Here is a 22807-nt window from a genome sequence, read left to right on the forward strand (position 1 = left end):
TTTTTCACCAGCCTGCTAACGCGATACCGCGCTCAATTGCGGAAATAAAATCGGTTTTTATACTGATCCCTTCTTCGGGAAGCCCTTCAATTGGCGTGTCTCTTTTCGCTAGAACATGGATATGACCATCATCTATACCCTCATGATGAAGCTCCTTAACCACCTTGTGAGCAATATCAATATTCGGCACTAAAAAATATATTCTTCTCATGCGCCCTCCAAGTCTCTGCTCAATTCAAACTACGAAATGCGCTTGTTTTCAATATTTCTCGTCTAATTAAATTCTAAAACAGAATACCAGCAATAGAAATAAACTTCTAACCTGAATTGAAGTGAGTTATTTCATTTCTAAGGTTCGAGTAAATTAAATTCCTATTTAGACATATTCGCTTTGGCGGCATGATCATCATGAATAAGAGCCGTTGCAGTATGCTCCTTATCCAACTCAGAATGATGTTTGGCTATGTTTGCATGGCGGGTCGATAAATCTTGATGACCATGCTTCATATGTTCCATAGATAACGAGTCGTGATGCGCTGCCATGCCTTTATGATATTCAGCCGTTTTTCTATGCCGTTCTGCTGCCGCTTTATGTTCTTGTGGCGTCCTGGCCACTTCGTCATCATGTTGCTTCACAAACTCAGGGGAGGCGATAATATCTGCTTTGCTTGAATATACAGGCAAAACAAATATGCTAGCTAACGCCAGTAACAAATAGATATAATGTTTTTTCATGTCAATTCCCCTGGCTTAATTATTTCCACAGTAAATTAATTCGCGCTCTGCCTCTAACCAGTCGTTAAGCTCATATCCTGGCTCAAAACCTCTGCTTTCAGACTTGTAGTAAGCAAGTTCCGCAATTCTTAGATTGATATCCGGCAACGTGATAGGCTCATCGTTATGCACGGGATTTTCTTTTGCATTTTTCTTGGTAGAATTCATAAAGTCCTCTTTTTGTGCTTATCAAAAACCGACTCGAAAGCAAGTTAATATTTTAAAATACCTCGAAATATGATTCCTTGATCTTGTGAAAAACGATTTGCCTTGATTTCATCATGGAATCGGAGTCCGGTATTTTCTCCTATCGCCTGACAACCCATTATCATCATCGCAATTTGCGTGGATTGACTGACTTGCTCATCCGTTAAACGGGATACTCGGTGATGACGACCGTCATCCATACCGTTCAAAAACATCGTCATATTGATATCGATGTTATGTGCACCTAAATTCCTGCCAATTTGCAAGCCAAGGCTATAACTTAGCCCATTGATTCTGTCGGTGAAACTTGAAGTGCGGGGAAAGGAACCCAACAATATAAAAGCACCACTGAAGGCCAATAGAAAAGCGACGGCTACGAATAATAATGCATTTGCTTTCATTGCTGTCCCCATGCCAAATAGAGAGCGATTTATATTCTGTGGATTCATAATCACCCGAATATGCCATCAATCATGGGCGGCCAGCGGATGATGCTCAACCGTTTCTTGGGCGATTACTTCTTCAGGACATGGCAATCCTGCAACGGCACGTTGGATAGCCAGTTTGGTTGCGGCATAATTCCAGTCTTGAATTTTTGCCTTATCGTGAGCGTTCCAATGGATAAAAACGCCTATGCAGATAAAAATATCCTTGGCCTCCGCGATCGGGATGACACCGTCTTTCACCGAGTCAACCACCGCCGTTGCCACACCTCGCTGCGCGGGACCAAACATGAGTTCCGCCTGCTTGCCGTTTTTGATCTCCACTTTGTTGAACATCACCGTGGCGGGCTTCGCCATCAAATTGGGTGCTACTAGCGCCAATAAGGCATTATCACCGCGTTTTTGATTGGTAAGCGTGGAGCAAAAAGCATTTTCAACCGCGCTACCACGCGGCCCCAAGATCAAATCAATGTGAGCAACCTCATCACCTTGTCCCACCAAGGCTTCTCCAACCATGACGTGATCAATTTTTGGAATATGCATACTCATCATTGCGTTATCTCCTGTAACTGATTAGACAAAAAGACCTTATCGTCAACCTGACTTGGGTAACTTTGTTGAAGAGGTTACTTATGAAGAGCATGGCTCGTCACAGGCTGCCGCGTCATTGCATGACACTGGATAGCCAACTTTCAGCCAATCTTCCATTCCACCTTCAAATGCGTAAACATTGGTATGGCCCGCAGCGAGCAAAAGCTTGGCCGCGTCTTTTGAAGCGCTGCAATGACACCCGGCGCAATAGGTCACTATGGGATAATCCTTCGCTTTGCCACCCAATAAACTTTCCACCTGTCTAACAAAATCAGGTTCGGCCACCGAGACATGTTGTGAGTCTGGTATATGCGCTTTCCGGAATGACGAGGTCGATAAAACGTTTAGCAGCATAAAGTCCTGCTGCTCATCTATCATTTGTTTTAAAGCGGAGCGTGATAGTACTTGCATGACTTAGTCTCCTGTTTTGTATACGGACCTGATGACCGACACCGCCAATTTATATTGAACGACGGATGATCATGGCTCAAACGAATTGAGTAATTCTGTTTTTGTCCAGAAGCGATTGGACAGAATTAAATCCCACAATGATTCGTAAATAAATCCGTATGGACACCTATAAGGCGCATCCGATCAGATCTTGAGTCAGAGGAGGTATTACAAGACGAAGCAGTTGGATATTACTTGACGGAATTGCATGGAATCTGGCACTCGCTACAGATACGCGCCAAATCTATAAGGTTGTTTGCGCCGGTTTTTTCCATAACCCGCGCACGGTGTATTTCGACGGTACGATGACTGATGCCCAATTGTCTGGCAATTTGCTTATTGGAGTGGCCGGCAATCACCAGGCACATCACATCAAACTCTCGCGCAGTGAGCGTCGTGATACGCTGGCATTGGCCTTGCTCTGATACCAACGCTTGTTGCCGGAGCACAGTTTCTATGCGTTCAAGTAGCACTTTGCTGGCAACGGGTTTGGTCAGAAAATCGATCGCGCCGGCCTTGATGGCCCGCACAGTTGTGGGTATGTCGCCAAAAGCAGTTAAAAAAATGATGGGTAACTTAATGTTTAATCGATTTAACTCAACTTGTAACTCGTCGCCGGTCATATTTGGCATATTCAAATCAAGTACCAAACAGCCCGGTTGTCCCGGTTTATAGGCTTCAAGAAACTGTTTAGCACTTTCAAAAAGCTGACAGGGCAAGCCTGCAGCTTTCATGACCTGTCCGAGACTATCTCGTACCGCATCATCGTCATCGACAATAAAAACACAGGGTTGGAGATTCATAGGGCAAACGGCAAGGTAAAATGAATGGAGAGGCCTTGATCCGTGTTTTTTTCAGCCCACATCTTCCCGCCATGCGCCATAATCAAGGAACGGCTAATCACCAGCCCCATGCCCAAGCCTTTCGGCTTTGTGGTGTAGAAAGGCCGAAAGAGTTTACGCAACGTCGCATCATCCTCAACCCCTTTGCCGCTATCTCGCACGGTCACTTGAACCATGGATGAATCAAGCGCCGAACGACGGCTTATTACCGCAATTTTGCAGGCGCTTTCGCCGTACTCTTGCATCGACTCCAAACCATTGCGCAATAAATTGATCAGCACTTTCTGGACTTGCAATGCATTGGCCATGACCGGCGGCAAATCGATGGCAAGGTCGGTTTCGACGATAAACGCGTGGCTAAACTCATCGACATTCACCAAGTCTACCGCCTCCTGAATGGCTAAATTGATATCCAACGCTTCGCTAGGTATTTCTTCTTTTTGTAACAGGGCCAACAATTGCCGCATGACATCCCCCGCGCGTTGCGCTTGGGTCGAACAGTTTTCCAATAAGTGGGAAAGTTTTTGCTGATTCGAGCTATCAGTCTGTAATAGATGCAGAGCAACATCAGCGTAAGACGAAATAGCGGCCAGCGGCTGATTCAATTCGTGGGCAATCGCTGCGGCGGTTTGCACCGCAACATATAAACGAAACGACCGTTCAATCTTATCCCGCTGCCCGCTCAGCTGCTTTTGCCGCATGTAGTCGGTAATGTCCAAATTGATACCCAACATACGATACGGGCTATTGTTCAAATCGCTGAGCAATACGCCTCGCGAATGGAACCAGCGGTAGTTACCATCTTGATGCCGAAATCGAAATTGAACTTCGTAATGCGTTTGCAAACCAGCGATGTAGTCGTCCGCCAGTTTCAACACGAACGCGCGGTCGTCGGGATGCAACCGCTCTTCCCACTCTTCTCGTCGGCTGGGTATATCGCACCCGTCTAAGCCGATTTGCTGCTTCGCCTCGGGCGATAAAAATAAGCGGCGGTCGGTTAAATCCCAATCCCAATAACCGGCTTTTACTTGATCGACAATCAAGGCGAGCCGAGTTTGATACTCTCGCAACGCAATTTCGGCAAGTTTATGTTCAGTAATATCAACATGGGTGATAATTATCGCTTTATCGCCATGAACGAATCGTTTGGCGTGCATTAGAAACCAGAGTGTACGTTTCTGAGTATGACAAGCATATTCCATGACAAAACTGCTCTCTGTTCCTGAAAGTAAAGCCTCCAGTCCTTCTAAGACTTTTGTGGCCTCCGGATCGCCCATGGCGGATGAACGTCGGCACACATCCAGATAGTTCGCCCCCACCGACAATTTGGAAGCAGAGCTACCATTCTCGATTGCGAATCGCTCCCATGGCTCGTTTACTGCAGCTATCAGGCCGTGCTCATCCAGCACAGCGATGTGCTCAGGTAGCGAGTTGAGCACATCGCGCACAAATGCCTCGCTTTCGCGAACCGATCTCTCGGCATGCTTGAGTGCGGAAATATCCATGAATGCCCCCAGCGCGCCTCTAGGCATACCGTCTTCGTTCAGTAACGGCGAGGTATTACACAAAACTGAGACAACTTTATGACCGGGACGAATAACTTCAATGACTTGATTAGAGACCAATTCGCCCCGAATCGCGCGTTCCATCGGTAAATCGTCGATAGCCAGCTCGGCGCCATTCTGCTTGATACAAATACCGGCAGTGAAACCTTGCCGCAACGAAAGTTCGCTCTTGGGCGGCAAGCCCATCATACGCTCAAGCACCGAATTACCCCGGATATGCTTGCCATCCGCACTCTCAGCAATACTTAAACCGATAGGTACGGTGTTGAAAATAACCTGCATTTCCTGTACCCGGCGTTGCAAACGCTGGTTCAATAAAGTGATTTTTTGCTCCGATGCCACCCGTTCGCTAATGTCGAATACATGCACAACGATCCCCCTGACAACACCGTTGGCACCGATATTCGGCAAATACGTCACATGCACCCAACGGGGGCCACCGGTTCCATAAGGAATTTGTTGGTCGAAACTGACGGTTTCTCCGTCGCGGGCACGCTGCAGATAAGTGCTTACCGTTTGCCAGGCCGCTGTGCCTAGAACCTCTTCGGCCTGCCGTCCCAAGATTTGCTCGGCAGGCATGCCGAACCACTTTTCATAGGTGGCGTTGACGCGTAAATAACGAAAATCCAGATCCAGATACGATATCAGTGCTGGCGTTGCGTCCATGATCAATCTCAGCTGCGCCTCTCGATCGCGCAAGGTATTCTCGGCCAGCTTACGTTCGGTAACGTCATGTACGTAGCCATGCCAAAGAATACTTCCATCGGCTTCCCGTATCGGCAGCGAATGGCCTTCGTGCCAAACTTCACCCTTCGTCGGATGGTTATAGCGATAGGTGTCGCGCCAGGGTTGCTGACTATGCGCTGATTCGGCAATCGACGCGTGAATGCGGCCAATATCATCGGGATGGATGCGCGCAAATACCGGGTTAAAATCTTTGGAGACCACATCAATACCAATGCCATAGAAGGTATCGATGACCGGACTGGCGTAAGGCATACAGGCACTGCCATCCGAATTTAGCCGAAAGGAACAAATCAGACCGGGTACCGATGCGGCGACTTTGGTCAATTGATCCTGCAAATCGATGCGTCGGGTCACATCCTGGGTAATTCCGAAACCACCGAGTAAATTGCCTTTATTGTCGAATTCCAGAATGGCTTTTTCCCGCACCCATTTCACTTTACCGGCCACGACCAAGCGGTGCTCAATGTCGTAAGGTTCACCGCGCAAACCGGCTTGCCACATGCGATCGACAAATTCCCGATCGTCGGGATGCACAATGGCAAGAAACGCTTCATAGGTCATCGGTGTAGTTTTGGGTATACCGAAAATACGATGATTCTCGTCGGACCAGATCAGTTCGTTACGGGCGACATTCAACCGCCAACTGCCTATTTGACCAAGGGTTTGCGCATGCAGAAAATCTTGCCGGCTTTCCCAAAGCGCCTCGGCTAACTGCCTGTGAAAACTGGTCGTAACGACCATGACGGCTGAAACAAAACAAAACCCGGCATTCAGTAACACTACATCGCCAACTTCTATTGTTGTGGGCAGTAATACAAACAGGTTGACCGAAGCCAAGGATAGAATGGCAGCAACAATACCGGGATATAAACCTAGCCAAAACGAAACCTGAATAACCCCGAAGAAAAACAGTAAAAACGCAGCCCGTTCGCCAATCACCTGCACATAAATGGTTGCCAAACTGGTTGCAACCACAACAAGCGCTGCTAAGCCATAGCGACTTAATGCCGATTGAGAACCTAACAAAAAGAAAATGGATTGGATACTAAATTTCGTCACTCTAATATTGTTGGCTAATTAAAGACATGTAATCCGCGCCCTGTTCTTGGCAAATAAGCCAGAAAAATTCTGGTCGATTGTGATGAAAAGATTGTAATTTGCCAAAGCATTTAAAAGGTGACCATTGGAAACTGAAAACCACGGCCAAAAGAATATGTAGTGATACTTACTTGAATAGGCCAATGACAAGGCTTAAGCTGGTGGCTAAGACACTCGCGCCTTTTTCCCAATCATCCATCGCTCCAAGCGATCTTTCTGACATTTGTCTGGGAGAATCCTGTGAACAAGCACCTGCAATTAGTCCGCGACTACCATGAGCAATTTGCAATAAAACAACCTAATTATCCGGAAACCGTTCAGCTCTCCGACATGGACATCGTTATGTACCAAGCCTTATTGATGGATCAAGGAAGCGCGACTTTTAAGGCTATCACATCTGGCGAATTAGCCGACATTTTGGCTGGCCTAGTCGATCTGGCGTACACCGCGTTGGCCCCGATTGCTTGCAAAGGCGACGATGTCGTCGCCACCTCCGTTGCCTGGCGCCAAGACGGCTCGGTACTGTCCATCATGATGTTACTCAGTGATAAAATCGGTCTTTGCAGCACCGGCGAAACCCATCATTACTCGGCGCTTTACAATATTTGCGAGCAACTGGCTCGCGGCTTCATTAACGCCGATTTCGATAGAGCGTTTCAGATGGTGCATCGGCATGCGATGTTGAAACCCACGCTCTACGAACCCGACCAACATTACGCGGCTCGCATTCTACGAGCCAGCCTGCCATCCCCGCCTGACGTAAGCGAAGCTCTCTACGAATAAAGCACCCAATCACGTTTCCGTGTGCTTGCGGATGGCCTGATCGAATTCCCATTGGCAAAACAGCGGCATTTCGTGGCCGAATGAGGCATCGTGACTCAACGTCCAAATATTGGGAATGCACCAACGATCGAATACCCTGACCCGCTCTTCGCTGAATTGGCCATACAGAATTGTCATACTGCCCTCGTCTTCAAGACTATGGCTTTCAACCACCATTTTGAATAACAAGCCCATCGTCGCCAGTACATCGGCATATTGCATTTGCACTTTTAGCTTCGCAGCATAGTAATTATCCCCGGTATAAAAAGCCGGTTCGGTTTTAACGCAATCCAATACATTAAATTGGCATTGAAGCTTGTTCAAATACCGACCCAATAACTCATCGGTTACGGCGAAGGTAGCGTTGAAATCGACAAAGAAAAAATAACGAAATGCCATTTGCCTAGCCGGCGCCGAAATCTTGGTATCTATCCAGGGTATGAAAGAGCTGGTATTTCGTGAAGGATCAAGGTAATACTCGCCGAGCAACATTTCTTCCTCGGAGAACTCGTACGCTTTACATTCGCATGGCAATATTATTTTTATTTTCCGCCAAAAATCATCAAGATGGGCTCGATCGACGACAAACGAATAGTAGCGTTTGGTCAATTCCATAGATTCGCAAGGTAAGCCGTTGGCATTGATTTGCGCTTCGGATAATTCCAACTGCTGCTGCGTGTTGTGGTCGTGAACAAGCCACAAGTAAATTTTTTCCATGATCAACCTCCCGGTCGCTACAAACAAGAACCGAACCGTGTCACTGGTAACGATGCAGTTGCGGCTTGAACTGAGTCGCTTGAAAGCCGTTTTCCAGCGTTTCCGACGCTTCCGGTCTGCTGAACATAAAACCCTGCAACGAATCGCAACGATGCTTGCTGAGAAAAGACAATTGTTCTTCGGTTTCCACACCTTCCGCAACGACATTAAGTTTTAGCTCGTGCGTCAGCGCAATAATCGCTCTGACCAGCGTTCGGCTACCTTCGTCGCTTGAAATATCCACCACAAACGACTGGTCGATCTTGACGCTTTGTACCGGAAATTGCCTGAGGTACGTCAAGCTGGAATACCCCGTGCCAAAATCGTCTATGCTCAACCTGATACCCAGCTCGCGCAATTGCCGCAACACCAGTAGAGTGTTGTCGGGATCCTGCATGATGGCCGACTCGGTGATTTCCAGCTCCAGTGCCGCCGGATTAAGGCCGGTTTCCGCCAGCGTCTGTTTAACGGTTTGATAGAGATTGTTTTCCAAGAACTGACGCGACGATAAATTGACCGCCACAGAACTAAACGGCCCATCGTTGTCATGCCAAGTCTTGGCTTGTTTGCAAGCAGTGCGTAGCACCCAAGCGCCGATGGGCACAATCAACCCGGTCTCTTCGGCAACCCCGATAAATCGGTCTGGATATACCAATCCCCATTCCGGATGCTGCCAACGAACCAGCGCTTCGACGCGGGTTGCCAGGCCGCTGGCCAAATCGATCTGTGGTTGGTAATACACCCTTAATTCGTTATTAGCCAGCGCGTGCCGCAGTCCTCGCTCAATGGTCATGCGTTCCAGCGACCTTTCGGTCATCGCTTGCGTATAAAATTGGTAGTTATTTTTCCCACGTTCCTTGGCCAAATACATCGCTGCGTCGGCGTTCATAAGTAAGCTATGGCTATCCTTGCCATCGTCCGGGTAGACGCTGATGCCGATACTGGCCGTGACCACAATATCGTTACCTTCGAGCGCGAACGGTTGGGCCAACAATTGGATAGTCTTTTCGGCGACTCTTGCAGCGTCGTCGATTTGCACAACATCGCTGAGCAGAATGATGAACTCGTCGCCGCCCAGCCGGGCCAGAATATCTTGCGCACGAACCGCGCCTCGCAACCGGTCGCTGACGGCCTGCAGCAGCAAATCGCCCAGCCGGTGGCCCAAGGTATCGTTGATTAATTTAAACCGGTCCAAATCCAAAAACATCAAAGCCAATTTTTTATCGTGACGCTGAACGGTGGCTAAGGCCTGTGTCAAACTGCTCTGGAATTGCTCGCGATTCAAAAGGCCGGTCAGCGGATCGTGATTCGCTAAATACAGCAATTGCTGTTCGGCGAACTTGCGGTTGGTAATGTCTTGAATTTGCACAATAAAATATTGCGGATCACCATTCGCATCACGGACTAGAGATGCGCTCAGCAGGGTCCAGACTATCTTGCCGACGATTTTGTGAAAGCACTCCATCTCGATTTGAAAAGACGGCAACTCGTCAGCCAATAGCTGCCGCAAGCGGAACGCAAGCGCATTGTCCATGTGATCAGCGTGCGTCAGCATCTGTAGATTCGCCTGCAACAACTCGGGTTTGGAATAACCAAATATGTCCATGAGCGATTTGTTGACTTGCAAGAATCCGCCATCAACGGCAATTAATGCCATCCCGATCGAAGCCAAATCAAAGGCGCTGTGAAAGCGTTCCTCGCTCTCGCGCAGCAATTTCTCCATACGCCTCCGTTCGCTAATGTCCCGAAACACCATCACTGCGCCCAGCAGGCTACCGTCTTCGTCCAGAATGGGCGCCGCGCCATCCTCGACCGGAAATTCGCTACCTGATTGGCTGACCAGCAGCGTGGCGCCTCCCATGCTGGTGACTTGGCGACTCTTCAGCGTTTGCGGTACGGGGTTTTCGATGATCGACCGATTGTTCTCGTTCAGCAGCGTCATCAACCGCTCAACGCCGGTGCCTTTGGCCTGCTCCAGGCGTAATCCGGTTGCAGTCTCGGCCACCGGGTTCATGAAACGGATATTGCCATCACCGTCGGTGGCGATCACGGCGTCGCTAATACAATGCAGTGTCTTGGCAAACCACTGTTCGCTATCCTTCAGCTTTTGTTCCAATTGGTGCTTGTATAGCGCTACCTCGATCGAGGCATGCAATTCGTCGGGACGGAAGGGCTTGATCAAATAACCATAGGCGCCGGTGACCTGAGCGCGCCGAAGGGTGGCTGGATCGCTGTAAGCGGTCAGGAAAATGACCGGAATGTGCAAGGATTCGCTGATGGCATGCGCCGCGCTAATGCCATCCATATCGCCTTTCAGCACGATGTCCATCAGCACCAGATTGGGTTTGTGTTCTTCAGCCAGGGTAATCGCTTGCCCTCCGGAAAATGCGGTGGCGACCACGTCGTAACCGAAATCTTCCAACTGGCGGCGAATATCCATCGCGATAATACCTTCGTCCTCGACAATCAGAATCTTACTATTTGGCATGGCAAGGTCTTCCGGCTAAACAACTTCGGCGAAACGCAGGGTGAAGGCACTGCCATGACTACGCTCAACGGTCATTTGACCCATCAACTGGTTGATCAAGGTGTTGACCAGTTGCAGACCCAAGGACGCGCTTCGGGTAATATCGAGTTGGGCAGGAAGGCCAATACCGTTGTCGGCAATCACCAGTACTAATTCGCCTTGGCCACGCGTGAAATCGATGTCGATTTCCCCTCGCCTATCGCCGGGGAATGCGTGTTTCAACGCATTGGACAGCAATTCGTTGATGATCAAGCCGCAAGGAATCGCGGTATCGACATTCAGATAAACGTCCTCGATCCTGAGATTAACGGCGATTTTGCTGGCATGCGTTCCATAACCGAACAACAGATGATCGACCAGGCTGCGCATATAGTCTTTAAAATCGATTTTCGCCAAGTCCTTGGACTGGTAAAGCTTTTCGTGCAACAAGGCCATGGCCTTGATCCGGTCCGAGCTTTGCTTCAGCAGATCTCCTATCGCCTCGCTCTTAACGTTGCCGGCTTGCAGATTGATCAGGCTAGACACCACCTGCAGATTATTCTTGACCCGGTGGTAAACTTCTTTCAGTAACAACTCCTTCTCTTTTAAGGCTTGCCTGAGCCTGTCGCTGGCGCTCCTGCGTTCGGTAATATCGATGATGGAACTTAGAATAATGATCCCGTCCTCATCATCGATTAGCCCCAAACCAATTTCCACCGGGAATTCGCTGCCGTCCTTGCGCAGTGCGAACAACTCGCGGCCCTCGCCCATCGGCCTTGACACCGGAGCGGCCAGATAAGTCTGGCGAAAACCGACATGCGCGCCACGAAAACGCACCGGCACTAATATCTCAACGGCCTGCCCAATCAGTTCAGTGCGCGAATAGCCGAACGATTTTTCGGTTTGCACATTGACCATCAGTATCGTTCCCGACTCGTTGACCATCACGATGGCGCTGGGTGCCGATTCGATCGCCTGGCGAAACCGATGTTCCAGCTTTTTATGTTCGGTAATGTTTTCGTGAACGACAATGGCCCTACCCATATTTTGGTCGGAAAACGGCAGCACCTTACTTTCGAACCAGCGCCGCCCGCTTGGCGAAGGATAGGAATATTCCAGGGCAAAGGCCGATCGCGAACCGTTCAACACTGAGCGCACACCCTGGATAAAGTCTTCGGCGCCAAAGTGTTGCGCCAGACCGTTTTCCAACAATGACAAATAGTTTTCACCGATCGGTAAAGTCTGGGGGGCGATGCTCTGCACACCCTCAATCTCAGCCCAGGGCTTGTTGCCCGCCAGGATGGTACCGTCTGCATTTAGCACGCAAAACTGAATCGGCAATGCGCCGACAACGGCATGGATAAAGCGCTCGTTAGCTACCGGCGGACTTGGCGCCTTTTGGATTGCAGTTGCTGCAAGCAGATACCCCGCGCCGACGTCCGCATACGCCGCCAACGAGAACACGGTTAGCTTCACCGGGATTCGACTGTTGCGCTTGCCGATATAAGTCCATTCGCAATGCTCACCGCAGCGTTCGGTTAAGGTTTTTAGGCTGTTGACCGCCGTCGCGACATGTAACGCAATTTCTTTTTCGGCCAGCTCAGTGGCGTCGAAGAAAAACAATGGTGTGAGGATGCCGACGACTTCGTCCCGGCGATAACCCAGCATGCGTTCTGCTGCCGGGTTGAATGCTTGAATAATGCCTTGGGAATCGGTGTCCATAACACAGACATCTTGAGCATCCAATACCGCTAAGAGTGCTGCTGCGGATAGGGTGGTTTGCGGTGCGTCCGACATCTCAATCCTCCTTGGATTAATCCAAAGTCATTCATGATGGTCGTTTTTCCTTTATCAACCCACCGATTTATCCCTCTAAGGATTCATCGTAAATCGCCTTGGCACTCCTATCAAGTACGTATGTTTACGTATGAGATATTAACAACCGTCTAACACATCTTTTCCGCATTTTATTAAATCCACAAAGGATATAAGTAGCCGCCCGTATTTCTGCTCGAAATATCCCGTGCTAAAACACACCAACTGCCCTGTAATTAAAAATGTTAATCGTGTTTTACAAAACATAAAGTAAGGAGAATTTCGATGGTAAGTTCAGATGCTCCTAGACAAAATCACCTTCTCAGCGCTCTGCCTGTACAAAATTTCACATATCTTTCCGCGCTGCTGGAATTCGTCGAGCTGTCTACCGGTGATGTCATTTATGAACCCGGAGAAATACCGCATTACGCCTACTTTCCCACAACCTGCATAGTTTCAAAGTATTGCATCAACGAGAATGGCGCTTCAACTGAAGTTGCCATGATCGGCAAAGAAGGCATGATTGGAATTGCGTTGTTCATGGGCGGCGAAACCATGCTAAACCGGGCTGTCGTGATAACTCCAGGCTATGCCTATCGTCTACGGCGAAATCAATTTTTACTGGAAACCAGCCGTCGGGGCGAGCCGGATAACAGAGCGCTAAATAGAGTTTTGCTCCGCTACACTCTGGCCTTGATAACGTATACGGGACAGATAGCAGCCTGTAACCGCCATCATTCTTTGGAGCAGCAACTCTGCCGTTGGCTACTGTTAAGCCTCGACCGATTAAACGATAACCAGATAATCATAACGCACTCTTCGATCGCCGATATGTTGGGGGTACGCAGAGAGGGCGTCACCGAGGCCGCCGGGACACTACAACGAGCCGGACTGATTCGCTATAACCGGGGACACATTACGGTGCTAAATCGGGCAGGGTTGGAAACGCGAAGTTGCGAGTGCTACCAGGTAGTTAAATCAGAATTCGATCGACTACGATACTATCACTAGAGCCCGCCAAGTTTTCAGACATTTCAAGCGAAAAGGTAAACCTATGTACAGCTTACCCACAAAATCGAATGTCCGCTTAATCTTGTTGGAAGGCAACCAGGCCAATCGCCTGGCCTGCAAACATGCCTTAAGCGAGTATCAGGACTGTGCTTTCGTGATATTCGAAGCAGAAACCGGTTGCCAAGGTTTAAAAATGGCCCGCACCCACCAGCCGGACTGCATTTTGTTGGGCCAACACCTGCCCGATATGCAAGGCGCCGAATTTCTGTCCGAACTTGCGGAATATTCTTTAGAACGAACGCTGCCGGTTGTCATGCTGAGTGTGCCGGATACCCACGTCGCCCACAAACCTCACACGGGTAGCTATTTAATCAAGATCTCGGACAATAACGTCATGGAGGGATTATCAGCCGAGATTTTATCGGTCATCCGTGAACAGCAGGCGATTCAGGAAAAAACGCAGGCATTGGACAAACTACGGGAATCCGAGGCCAAATATCGCAATTTGGTGCAGCAGCTGCCTGTTATCACCTACATCGCCTCATTGGAAACACCGGGCAAGCTGCTGTACGTCAGCCCGCAGATAAGCCAACTGGGGCACCCATCCGAGGACTGGCTGGAAACCTCGGAAGGCTTACTCAAATGCGTACATCCAGACGACCTTTCCATCACGATAGAGGCCTACGCTCACACTTACGAGCATCACTCTCCACTACGTTGCGAATATCGGCTCGTAGACAACAATGGTAAAAGCCGCTGGTTTTTGGACGAAGCCAACGTGGTCCGCGACGAAACCGGCGAAAGCCTGTTTTTGCAAGGAGTGCTGGTCGACATCAGCAAAGATAAGGAAACTGAGCAGGAATTATTCTATTATCGCCGGCGCCTTGAGGAATTGGTTATGCAACGTACCCAGCAATTGGAAAAACAATGCGAGGTTCTTAGGTCTGCAAACGCCAATCTGGATCAAGCCCTCATTGCGCTGAAGAAAAGTCATGCCGAGCTGCGCAATAGCGAAACGCGCTTTCGCTTGTTATTGGAATCGACGGGCGAAGGCATCATCGGCCTGGATGGTTCGGGAAGCTGTACCTTCGTCAATCGTTCGGCACTAGCGATGTTAGGCTACGCTCAGGATGAACTCTTGGGCCAAGATGTTCAAGCCATGCTGGGCTGGGCTTCTTTAGAGCGAGCCCAACTCAAGGAAGAATCCTGGCTCGAGAATCTGCTTCGCGACTGCGCCAGTCCGAACAATGTCGAAACCTTCCGCCGAAAAGACGGCAGCCGCTTTCTGGCCGAATACGCCTCTTATCCTATCGAAATTAACGGCGTGATCGACAGTTCGGTATTGGTATTCCGAGACGTCACCGAATCCCAAGCACAATTCCGAAAGCTGGCCTACCGAGCCAGTCATGACCCGCTGACCGGACTCCTCAATCGGAGCGAATTTGAGCGGCGTCTAATCCGGGTATTGGCCAGCATGCATGCCGGCGAAAACGAACATGTACTGTGTTTCCTGGATCTCGACCATTTCAAACACATCAACGATACCTACGGACACGCGGCCGGAGACTACGTATTGCGTAGCTTCAGCACGTTACTGACGTCCAAACTACGCCAGCGGGATACCTTGGCCAGACTCGGCGGCGACGAATTCGCGTTGCTGCTGGAACACACGCCATTGGAGTACGCCTATGACATTACCAACGAACTTTGCGAATGTGTACGCAACATGCGAATAGCCTGGGAGAACCAGGAATTTTCAGTGAGTGCCAGTATCGGCATCGCCGCATTGGCCCGCACCGATAACAATATCGCCAATGCGCTGTGCCACGCCGACGCCGCTTGCTACGAAGCCAAGAAAAAAGGTCGTAACCAAATTTACGTCTTCAACAGTCTGGCTCGTCAAGGCGCCGAGTTGGCAATGCTCCATAGCTAACCACTGTTTCTCGCAAGAATACGGAGACGTACCATGACAAAAATCCTGATAGCCTTTACTGCACTATTTGTGTTTGCAGCGATCCCGCATGCCGAGGAAAAAAACGCGAAGTATCAAACCCAAATGCAGGGAAAACCGTTAGCCGCTGTACTACCTTACCCCGCAGACCAAACCGAGTACGCTTTTACGAAAACCGTACACGGCGGGGTACAGCATGTCGTGACCAAGTCCGCTAACGATGCCAAATTGGTAAATTTGATTCAGGCGCACTTGCGTAAAACCACCGAGCAATTCAGAAAAGGTGATTTTTCGATGACAGAACGCATGCATGGTGCCAATATGCCCGGGCTTAGCCAATTAAAGACCGCCAAACCGGACGATATTAAAATTGAATATCGAGCCTTGGAAAATGGCGGTCAAATCCATTATTCCACCGAATACCCTCAATACGTTTCTGCACTACACGAATGGTTTGATGCCCAGGCGCGCGAACACGACAATTCCGACCTCCCAGGCCATCAACAGCACCACTTATCACCAGCGGAATAATATTGACTAACGGCGGACGAGCGACATTGGCGACCGCGAACGTCTTTATAACAAACCTCTGCGCCGCAAGCGGCGATTGACCTGCCAATGGTAGATTTTGGCCAGCAATGGCCGGATGACCGGCAGACCGATCAACCAGGCCAACGGTTGCAGCGTCGTGACCTTGTTCATCAACAAGATATAAGCATCCAACTCGGAAACGATGCGGCCGTCCGCATCGCGCACGTGCAACTCCGCCAAGGCTTGTTGCGGATCAATGCCAAGCTCGCGCAATCGGTTTTCCTGACCGGTGATGTCGAACCAGCACACTTGCTCGTCGGTTGCGCCTGCGAGTTTTTGATAGCTATCGCGGTCGCGAATGCATTTCGGACAGGCGCCGTCGTAATACACGGTCAAAGGCGGGTTATGTTGGCCTGCGGTTTCGGTCGGCATGGCAGGTCTCACCTGACCGCTAACAGCCGCTCGAATGCCGGCAGCCAGTCGGCAAAATGGGCGGTGTAATTGTAACCGCAGACTGTTCGCAGGGATTTAGTGCCAACGATTTGGTAAATCCGTTGCGCGTGCTTGCGGGTTTCCGCGTCGGGCCCGTACGGATTGAACTGCATGCCGGATGCGGTTAGAAACACGTAGTCGCAGATGAACAACACATCCCGGTAGATATAAAAGGTAAACCCCGGGGTGTGGCCGCCGACGTGGTAAGCCTCTATGCCATGATGGATGAAATCATCGTTAAAGCGTTGATTGATGTCGAATAAACTGACCAAACGGTGTTTGGCATCCTGTTCGTGCAACCAGACCTCGGCGTTCCAAATTTGCCGGTATTGGTTGGATGCGCCCAGGAAATGGTGATGGGTAAACAAGATGCTTTGCACCGGCGCCAAGGTGCGATTGAACGCCGACGGCGAATCGATCCACACCGCACCGTCTGCGGTTTCGATGCGATACGCGGCATGTTCCAAGCCCAGCTTCGGCACCGACAATAATTGGCTGACCACGTCATTTACCGGGTGAGCGGTGACGCGATACGTGTTTTCGGCTACGTCCCAGTTCATGAATTGATCGTGGCGGGCGCCGCAAAACGGGCACACGTCCGGCATCTCGCCGATCATGTTGTAGCCGCATTGCAGGCAAACCCATTGTTGAGAGTTTTCAAGGAGGTCTTGAGTATTCATACGTCTATCCCCCACCGGGATAAAACCCGAACGTTGCGCGGTTCAAGTCCGCCAGGGATGAGACGGCAGATCGGACAGGCCGACCACGTCGACCCCAGCCTTGGCCACCTGGTGGTCGTTTTCCACCGAACTGCCACTGACGCCAATAGCGCCGATCAACACCCCATCCTGATCGACAATGGGCACGCCACCGGGAAAGGTGATCAAGCCTTGGTTGGAATGTTCGATGCCATACAAAGGCCCGCCCGGTTGTGACAATTGGCCGATTTGTCCGGTGTTCATGCCAAAGAACACGGCGGTCCTGGCTTTTTTGATGGCGATATCGATGCTGCCGACCCAAGCGCCATTCATGCGGGTAAAGGCTTTTAAATCGGCGCCGGAATCGACCACGGCAATACACATTTGCGTACCCAGTTTTTGCGCTTCGGCAATGGCAGCGGCGATTGCCGCCTCGGCTTGTTCGGAATTGACGTGCATGGCATTCTCCTGAGAGTGTTGAAATTATCGGGTTGAGATCATGCGCTCGGGGCGAACGATGGTGTCGAAGTCATCAGCGCTGATCAAGCCGCTGGCAATAGCGGCTTCGCGCAGCGTGCTCCGATTAGCCAGCGCCGCTTTGGCAATGCGTGCCGCATTGTCGTAGCCGAGATGCGGCACCAAGGCGGTCACCAGCATCAGCGATTGCTGCACCCATTGCTCGATGCGCTCGGTATTCGGCGCAATGCCAACCAGACAATGCTCGGTAAAACTGACGGCTGCGTCGGCCAGTAGGCGGATCGATTGCAGCACGTTGTAGATGATCACCGGCTTGAAGGCGTTGAGTTCCAGATGCCCTTGCGCGCCGGCGAACGTCACCGTGGCGTGGTTGCCGATGACCTGGGCGCAGACCATGCACAAGGCTTCACACTGAGTCGGGTTGACCTTGCCGGGCATGATCGACGAACCCGGCTCGTTTTCGGGAAGAATTAACTCGCCCAAGCCGCAACGCGGGCCGGATGCCAGCAGGCGAATATCGTTGGCGATTTTATTCAGGCTCACCGCGATGCAATTCAGTACCCCGGAGATTTCCACCAAGGCATCGTGACTGGCCATGGCCTCGAACTTGTTGGTGGCGGAGACGAACGGCAACCCGGTAAAACTGGCCACGTGTTCGGCGAAGGCCTTGGCAAAACCCGGTTTGGCATTCAATCCGGTGCCGACCGCGGTACCGCCTTGAGCCAACGGATACAAGCGCTTCAGGCTATCGTCGATGCGCTCGATACCGAGCCGTATTTGCGCGGCATAACCGGAAAATTCCTGGCCCAAACTCAGCGGCGTCGCATCCTGAAGATGCGTGCGTCCGATTTTGATAATGCCATCCCAGGCCTGGGACTTATCGAGCAAGACCTGATGCTGGTGGCGCAAGGCCGGTAGCAGCAGATGGTGCAATTGTTCGACCGTGGCGATGTGCATCGCGGTCGGGAGCACATCGTTGGTCGATTGGCTGCGGTTGCAATGGTCGTTGGGATGCACCGGTATTTTCGAACCCAACGCGCCGCCGAGCCGTTCGCAAGCCAGATTGGCGATCACTTCGTTGGCGTTCATATTGGACTGGGTGCCGGAACCCGTTTGCCAGATGACCAGCGGAAAGTGCTCGTCCAATTCGCCGTCGATGACTTTTTGCGCGGCGTCGGCAATGGCCTGCGCGATCGTCACGTCGAGATTAACGACATCGACGTTGGTCAGCGCCGCACAACGCTTGACGATGCCAAGCGCGCGAATCAGCGGCCTGGGTAGCCGTTCGCCACCGATTTTGAAATGCTGCAACGACCGCTGCGTTTGCGCGCCCCAATATTTTCCGGCCGGCACCGCGATTTCACCGCAAGAGTCCGTCTCGATCCGCCATGAGGAAGACTCCGTATTCATGGCTTGACCCGCCTATAACTCGCCGGGCCTCAACAACATCTTCCGCACCTCGCCGACGTGGGTTTCTTCCAGCGCACACATTCGGCGGGCATACTCCTCCAGCAACACGTTGCGGCCGTTCACCAGATCCAGCAGGCGGTGGTATTCGGCCAGGGCTTGGGTTTCGTGCTCCAGCGATTCGCGCAGGATGTCGCCGATGTCGTGGCGGTGGGTTTCGAGTAGCGGGCCGATCCCCAACGACGGGTGGCCGTCCAAATGGGTGATCATTTCCCCGGCTTGATTGGCATGCGCCAACGACTCGGCCGCTTGAGCGCGCATCCACGAGACAATAGGAATCCGGTTGTAACCGAACACCATCAAGGCATAATGGGTATAGCGCACGACACCCGCCAATTCAGCTTCCAGGATATTATTCAAAACGCTTAGAACCGCGTCTTGATCGATTGCGGTATTAGCCATAACGCCCCCTTTGTGAATGTGGGATAAAGCCATTCACACCGTAGAATCCATTAGACAACAGCGACAACTATAAGTTTGATTGCATAAAAACAAACTTTTGGCTTGCAAGCGATTGTAGCGGCCAAATCGCGGGTCTACACGAACTTAAAACGCCTTGATGAGTCTTTCGCAATACGGCGTTATCGCGTCGGCAGCTCTCGAAACGACAGGAGAAAAGATCATGACAAATTTCGATCCTTTCGGTGTGATACGGCCTTTAGGCCTGCCATCGGCCCCTCAGGCCAGCTATTATTCCTTACCCGATCTGAATATCGGCAACGGGATGGATATTACCCGGCTGCCGTTCAGTATCAAGATCCTGCTGGAATCGGCGTTACGTCACTGCGACGGCTACCAAATCCGCGAGCAAGACGTACTCAGGGTGGCCGGTTGGCAAGCGCACGGCATCCGTCACGAAATCCCCTTCAAACCCGCTCGGGTGGTGCTGCAGGATTTTACCGGCGTCCCGGCTTTGGTCGACTTGGCGGCAATGCGCGATGCGATGGCCGAACTGGGTGGCGATCCGAACAAGATCAACCCATTGATACCGTGCGACTTAGTGATCGATCACTCGGTGCAGGTCGACTACTTCGGCAAGGCCAATGCCCTGGCCATGAACGAAACCATAGAGTTTCAACGAAACGCCGAACGCTATACCTTTCTGAAATGGGGTCAGGCCGCATTTCGCAATTTGCGGGTCGTCCCGCCCGCCACCGGCATCGTGCATCAGGTCAATCTGGAATATCTGGCCTCGGTGGTGTTCCGCGATAACACCACTAACGTCTGTTATCCCGATAGCTGCGTGGGGACCGATTCACACACGACTATGGTCAACGGTCTGGGCGTGTTGGCCTGGGGCGTCGGCGGCATCGAAGCCGAGTCGGTGATGTTGGATCAACCGATCTATATGCTGCTCCCCGATGTGGTCGGCATAAAATTGACCGGCAGCCTGCCCGCCGGCGTTACCGCCACCGATCTGGTGTTACGGCTCACCGAACTGTGCAGACAGATTGGCGTGGTAGGGAAATTCGTTGAGTTTTACGGTTCCGGCTTGTCGGCGTTAAGCGTCGCGGACCGGGCCACCATCGGCAACATGGCGCCGGAGCAAGGCGCGACGGTGAGTTATTTCCCTGTCGACGACGAAACGCTGAGCTATCTGCGCTTGACTGGTCGTAGCGACGCGCAAATCGAACTGGTCGAACATTACGCCCGACTGCAAGGTTTGTTCCGCGACGAGTCGACCTTGGCCCCGGAGTTCAGCCAAGTAGTCGAGGTCGATCTTGCCGCCATCGAACCGTCGATCGCCGGCCCCCAACGCCCGCAAGACCGCATTCCTTTGAGTCGAGTGGGACCGACCTACCGGCAAATGCTCACCGCACCGGCAGGTAATCAGGGTATCGGCCTTGCAGAAAGCGAACTCGATTGCCACGGCGTGGTTACCCATCGAGGCGTTAGCGAAACTATCACCCACGGCGCCGTGGTGATTGCCGCCATCACCTCCTGCACCAACACCAGCAATCCCTCGGTCATGCTCGCCGCCGGGCTGTTGGCGAAAAAGGCGGTGGCAAAAGGCCTGATAGTCAAAAACTACGTCAAAACCTCATTGGCTCCCGGTTCGCTGGTGGTGACCGACTATTTGCAAAAATCCGGACTACTGCCTTATCTGGAGCAATTGGGATTTTATTTGGTGGGCTACGGCTGTACCACCTGCATCGGCAATTCCGGACCGCTGGACCCGGCAGTCGAAAAAGCCATACTCGACAACAATCTGGTGGTTTCGGCGGTGTTGTCCGGCAACCGCAATTTCGAAGGCCGGGTACATCCGTTGACTAAAACCAATTATCTAGCCTCGCCGCCGCTGGTGGTGGCTTATGCATTGGCGGGCTCAACGGCGATGGATATTAGTTGCGATCCGATCGGCACGGGCAGTGACGGCCAGCCGGTCTATTTGCAAGACATCTGGCCGAGCAACCAGGAAATCACCGACACCATCAGACAATTCGTCACCCCGGCGATGTTTAAACAACGTTACGCCGACGTGTTTACCGGCAGCCCGACCTGGCGGCAAGTGCCGGTGGTCGCATCCGCGCGTTACCTATGGCAGGCCGTTTCGACTTATATCCGCAAACCGCCTTTCTTCGAAGGTATGACCCAGCAAACGCAATCAATTACAGCGCTAACCGGCTTGCGGGTATTGGCGTTCTTCGGCGACTCGGTAACGACCGATCATATTTCCCCAGCCGGGCAAATTGCGGCCGACTCCCCGGCCGCGGCCTATCTGCTGGACCACGGCATAGCCCGGAACGACTGGAATAGCTACGGTTCGCGCCGCGGCAACGACGAAGTGATGAGCAGGGGCACCTTCGCCAATATTCGGGTGCGTAATCTGCTGGTTCCGGGTAGCGAAGGCAACCTGACCATTCATCATCCCAGCGGCGAGCGGCTTAGTTTTTTCGACGCAGCGATGCGCTACAAGCAAGCCGGTACGCCGTTATGCATTTTGGCGGGTAAGGAGTACGGTTCTGGTTCTTCAAGAGATTGGGCGGCCAAAGGTCCTTATTTGCTGGGCGTTAAAGTGGTAATCGCCGAAAGTTACGAACGAATCCACCGCAGCAATTTGATCGGCATGGGCATACTGCCGCTACAGTTTCTGACCGGTGACACGGTGGCCAGTTTGCGATTAACGGGTGACGAATTATTTTCTATCGACTTGAATGATGCAACCATTGGCCAGGAAATCAACGTTTCGGCCGCTACAAAAGAGGGTTCGGTAATCCGCTTCAGAACCCTCAGCCGCATCGACACAGCTGTCGAAGCTCAATACTATCGGGACGGCGGCATACTTCGCACCGTCTTGAAAAAATTACTGCAAACTTAAACGGCTCGGTCACCTTAGATGCTCCGGCCGGCAAGCTATTCCAGCGCCAACGTTCCTTCAATACAGTGGCAAATACCCACGCCCGGCACCTCGAGAGTCATTTTAACCGCCAGCATCTCCGAACCCTCTAGTTTGCCGGATTCAAGCGCTTTATAAACGGCTTGCTCAATCTCGCGCTGCGAGGTGATACCTACCGTTTTCAGATATTTCCTGATTTCCATGTTAAAGGTATCTTCGTTCATATT

At 51.4% G+C, this 22807-nt stretch carries 22 protein-coding genes; 5 read left to right on the top strand and 17 right to left on the bottom strand.

Translation table 11 applies throughout. From position 1 onward, the window contains the following. Positions 1–4: 4 nt before the first annotated feature. The 8 genes from C2U68_RS17975 to C2U68_RS18010 form a co-directional block, all read right to left on the bottom strand. A complete protein-coding gene (locus C2U68_RS17975) occupies positions 5–211 on the bottom strand; it encodes a hypothetical protein (protein ID WP_186289662.1) in 207 nt (68 codons plus the stop codon). Positions 212–372: 161 nt separating this feature from the next. Further along, entirely contained in the window at positions 373–735 is a 363-nt protein-coding gene (locus tag C2U68_RS17980) for an acid-shock protein (protein ID WP_140913851.1), read from the bottom strand. A gap of 15 nt (positions 736–750) precedes the next feature. Then, positions 751–942, bottom strand: a complete 192-nt coding sequence (locus tag C2U68_RS17985; RefSeq protein ID WP_140913852.1) for a DUF2934 domain-containing protein — start codon at positions 940–942, stop codon at positions 751–753. A gap of 44 nt (positions 943–986) precedes the next feature. Further along, the gene (locus C2U68_RS17990) at positions 987–1430 is read right to left on the bottom strand and encodes an FKBP-type peptidyl-prolyl cis-trans isomerase N-terminal domain-containing protein (protein WP_140913853.1); all 444 of its coding nucleotides are present in this window, start codon (positions 1428–1430) and stop codon (positions 987–989) included. 18 nt (positions 1431–1448) lie between these two features. Next, positions 1449–1967 (bottom strand): formaldehyde-activating enzyme, encoded by a 519-nt coding sequence (gene fae, locus C2U68_RS17995; RefSeq protein ID WP_186289663.1) that lies wholly within the window; start codon positions 1965–1967, stop codon positions 1449–1451. 87 nt (positions 1968–2054) lie between these two features. After that, on the bottom strand, positions 2055–2426 hold the full coding sequence (locus C2U68_RS18000; RefSeq protein WP_140913854.1) for a rhodanese-like domain-containing protein: 372 nt from the start codon (positions 2424–2426) through the stop codon (positions 2055–2057). Between the two features lie 230 nt (positions 2427–2656). Next, positions 2657–3268 (bottom strand): response regulator transcription factor, encoded by a 612-nt coding sequence (locus C2U68_RS18005; protein ID WP_140913855.1) that lies wholly within the window; start codon positions 3266–3268, stop codon positions 2657–2659. Then, a complete protein-coding gene (locus C2U68_RS18010) occupies positions 3265–6678 on the bottom strand; it encodes a PAS domain S-box protein (RefSeq protein ID WP_140913856.1) in 3414 nt (1137 codons plus the stop codon). Before C2U68_RS18010 ends, C2U68_RS18005 begins: the two co-directional genes overlap by 4 nt. A gap of 279 nt (positions 6679–6957) precedes the next feature. On the opposite strand from C2U68_RS18010, the gene C2U68_RS18015 reads away from it, so the two are divergent. Further along, positions 6958–7500 carry a nucleoside triphosphate pyrophosphohydrolase family protein gene (locus C2U68_RS18015; RefSeq protein WP_140913857.1) on the top strand — a complete coding sequence of 181 codons (543 nt, stop codon included), beginning with the start codon at positions 6958–6960 and terminating at the stop codon, positions 7498–7500. 9 nt (positions 7501–7509) lie between these two features. On the opposite strand, the gene C2U68_RS18020 is transcribed toward C2U68_RS18015, so the two are convergent. The 3 genes from C2U68_RS18020 to C2U68_RS18030 are packed head-to-tail and all read right to left on the bottom strand — an operon-like array spanning position 7510 to position 12598. Beyond that, complete coding sequence (locus C2U68_RS18020; RefSeq protein ID WP_140913858.1) at positions 7510–8256, bottom strand: hypothetical protein; 747 nt, start codon at positions 8254–8256, stop codon at positions 7510–7512. 40 nt (positions 8257–8296) lie between these two features. Further along, a complete protein-coding gene (locus tag C2U68_RS18025) occupies positions 8297–10783 on the bottom strand; it encodes an EAL domain-containing protein (protein WP_140913859.1) in 2487 nt (828 codons plus the stop codon). Between the two features lie 15 nt (positions 10784–10798). Further along, positions 10799–12598 (bottom strand): PAS domain S-box protein, encoded by a 1800-nt coding sequence (locus tag C2U68_RS18030; RefSeq protein ID WP_260839395.1) that lies wholly within the window; start codon positions 12596–12598, stop codon positions 10799–10801. A gap of 303 nt (positions 12599–12901) precedes the next feature. Here C2U68_RS18030 and C2U68_RS18035 point away from each other — a divergent pair, with 303 nt between their 5' ends. From C2U68_RS18035 to C2U68_RS18045, 3 genes are read left to right on the top strand one after another with little or no spacing between them, the layout of a single operon-like run. Further along, a complete protein-coding gene (locus C2U68_RS18035) occupies positions 12902–13627 on the top strand; it encodes a Crp/Fnr family transcriptional regulator (protein ID WP_140913860.1) in 726 nt (241 codons plus the stop codon). A gap of 43 nt (positions 13628–13670) precedes the next feature. Next, positions 13671–15560, top strand: coding sequence for a diguanylate cyclase (locus tag C2U68_RS18040; RefSeq protein WP_140913861.1), 1890 nt, complete (start codon positions 13671–13673; stop codon positions 15558–15560). A 33-nt stretch (positions 15561–15593) separates the two neighbouring features. After that, a complete protein-coding gene (locus C2U68_RS18045; protein ID WP_260839396.1) occupies positions 15594–16109 on the top strand; it encodes an aspartate carbamoyltransferase in 516 nt (171 codons plus the stop codon). A gap of 45 nt (positions 16110–16154) precedes the next feature. On the opposite strand, the gene C2U68_RS18050 is transcribed toward C2U68_RS18045, so the two are convergent. The 5 genes from C2U68_RS18050 to C2U68_RS18070 are packed head-to-tail and all read right to left on the bottom strand — an operon-like array spanning position 16155 to position 19645. Beyond that, the gene (locus C2U68_RS18050; protein ID WP_140913862.1) at positions 16155–16541 is read right to left on the bottom strand and encodes a thiol-disulfide oxidoreductase DCC family protein; all 387 of its coding nucleotides are present in this window, start codon (positions 16539–16541) and stop codon (positions 16155–16157) included. 8 nt (positions 16542–16549) lie between these two features. Further along, positions 16550–17281 (bottom strand): rubredoxin-like domain-containing protein, encoded by a 732-nt coding sequence (locus C2U68_RS18055; RefSeq protein WP_140913863.1) that lies wholly within the window; start codon positions 17279–17281, stop codon positions 16550–16552. A 42-nt stretch (positions 17282–17323) separates the two neighbouring features. Then, entirely contained in the window at positions 17324–17758 is a 435-nt protein-coding gene (locus C2U68_RS18060) for a GlcG/HbpS family heme-binding protein (protein WP_140913864.1), read from the bottom strand. 24 nt (positions 17759–17782) lie between these two features. Next, the gene (gene fumC, locus C2U68_RS18065; RefSeq protein WP_140913865.1) at positions 17783–19186 is read right to left on the bottom strand and encodes a class II fumarate hydratase; all 1404 of its coding nucleotides are present in this window, start codon (positions 19184–19186) and stop codon (positions 17783–17785) included. A gap of 12 nt (positions 19187–19198) precedes the next feature. After that, entirely contained in the window at positions 19199–19645 is a 447-nt protein-coding gene (locus tag C2U68_RS18070; RefSeq protein ID WP_140913866.1) for a bacterioferritin, read from the bottom strand. 220 nt (positions 19646–19865) lie between these two features. Between C2U68_RS18070 and acnA the strand changes: the two genes are divergently transcribed. After that, complete coding sequence (gene acnA / locus C2U68_RS18075; protein WP_140913867.1) at positions 19866–22562, top strand: aconitate hydratase AcnA; 2697 nt, start codon at positions 19866–19868, stop codon at positions 22560–22562. Positions 22563–22597: 35 nt separating this feature from the next. On the opposite strand, the gene C2U68_RS18080 is transcribed toward acnA, so the two are convergent. Further along, the gene (locus C2U68_RS18080; RefSeq protein WP_140913868.1) at positions 22598–22804 is read right to left on the bottom strand and encodes a DUF6494 family protein; all 207 of its coding nucleotides are present in this window, start codon (positions 22802–22804) and stop codon (positions 22598–22600) included. Positions 22805–22807 lie beyond the last annotated feature (3 nt).

The organism is Methylomonas koyamae, assembly GCF_006483455.1.
Lineage (GTDB): Bacteria > Pseudomonadota > Gammaproteobacteria > Methylococcales > Methylomonadaceae > Methylomonas > Methylomonas koyamae_B.

Excerpts from the sequence above, each read along its gene's own strand:
- C2U68_RS18080 (WP_140913868.1), bottom strand. The coding sequence starts at position 22,804 with ATGAACGAAGATACCTTTAACATGGAAATCAGGAAATATCTGAAAACG.
- C2U68_RS18035 (WP_140913860.1), top strand. The coding sequence starts at position 12,902 with ATGGTAAGTTCAGATGCTCCTAGACAAAATCACCTTCTCAGCGCTCTG.
- C2U68_RS18060 (WP_140913864.1), bottom strand. The coding sequence starts at position 17,758 with ATGCACGTCAATTCCGAACAAGCCGAGGCGGCAATCGCCGCTGCCATT.
- C2U68_RS17975 (WP_186289662.1), bottom strand. The coding sequence starts at position 211 with ATGAGAAGAATATATTTTTTAGTGCCGAATATTGATATTGCTCACAAG.
- C2U68_RS18040 (WP_140913861.1), top strand. The coding sequence starts at position 13,671 with ATGTACAGCTTACCCACAAAATCGAATGTCCGCTTAATCTTGTTGGAA.
- C2U68_RS17990 (WP_140913853.1), bottom strand. The coding sequence starts at position 1,430 with ATGAATCCACAGAATATAAATCGCTCTCTATTTGGCATGGGGACAGCA.
- acnA (WP_140913867.1), top strand. The coding sequence starts at position 19,866 with ATGACAAATTTCGATCCTTTCGGTGTGATACGGCCTTTAGGCCTGCCA.
- fumC (WP_140913865.1), bottom strand. The coding sequence starts at position 19,186 with ATGAATACGGAGTCTTCCTCATGGCGGATCGAGACGGACTCTTGCGGT.
- C2U68_RS18050 (WP_140913862.1), bottom strand. The coding sequence starts at position 16,541 with ATGCCGACCGAAACCGCAGGCCAACATAACCCGCCTTTGACCGTGTAT.
- C2U68_RS18055 (WP_140913863.1), bottom strand. The coding sequence starts at position 17,281 with ATGAATACTCAAGACCTCCTTGAAAACTCTCAACAATGGGTTTGCCTG.
- C2U68_RS18025 (WP_140913859.1), bottom strand. The coding sequence starts at position 10,783 with ATGCCAAATAGTAAGATTCTGATTGTCGAGGACGAAGGTATTATCGCG.
- C2U68_RS18005 (WP_140913855.1), bottom strand. The coding sequence starts at position 3,268 with ATGAATCTCCAACCCTGTGTTTTTATTGTCGATGACGATGATGCGGTA.
- C2U68_RS18045 (WP_260839396.1), top strand. The coding sequence starts at position 15,594 with ATGACAAAAATCCTGATAGCCTTTACTGCACTATTTGTGTTTGCAGCG.
- C2U68_RS17980 (WP_140913851.1), bottom strand. The coding sequence starts at position 735 with ATGAAAAAACATTATATCTATTTGTTACTGGCGTTAGCTAGCATATTT.
- C2U68_RS18030 (WP_260839395.1), bottom strand. The coding sequence starts at position 12,598 with ATGTCGGACGCACCGCAAACCACCCTATCCGCAGCAGCACTCTTAGCG.
- C2U68_RS18070 (WP_140913866.1), bottom strand. The coding sequence starts at position 19,645 with ATGGCTAATACCGCAATCGATCAAGACGCGGTTCTAAGCGTTTTGAAT.
- fae (WP_186289663.1), bottom strand. The coding sequence starts at position 1,967 with ATGCATATTCCAAAAATTGATCACGTCATGGTTGGAGAAGCCTTGGTG.
- C2U68_RS18020 (WP_140913858.1), bottom strand. The coding sequence starts at position 8,256 with ATGGAAAAAATTTACTTGTGGCTTGTTCACGACCACAACACGCAGCAG.
- C2U68_RS17985 (WP_140913852.1), bottom strand. The coding sequence starts at position 942 with ATGAATTCTACCAAGAAAAATGCAAAAGAAAATCCCGTGCATAACGAT.
- C2U68_RS18000 (WP_140913854.1), bottom strand. The coding sequence starts at position 2,426 with ATGCAAGTACTATCACGCTCCGCTTTAAAACAAATGATAGATGAGCAG.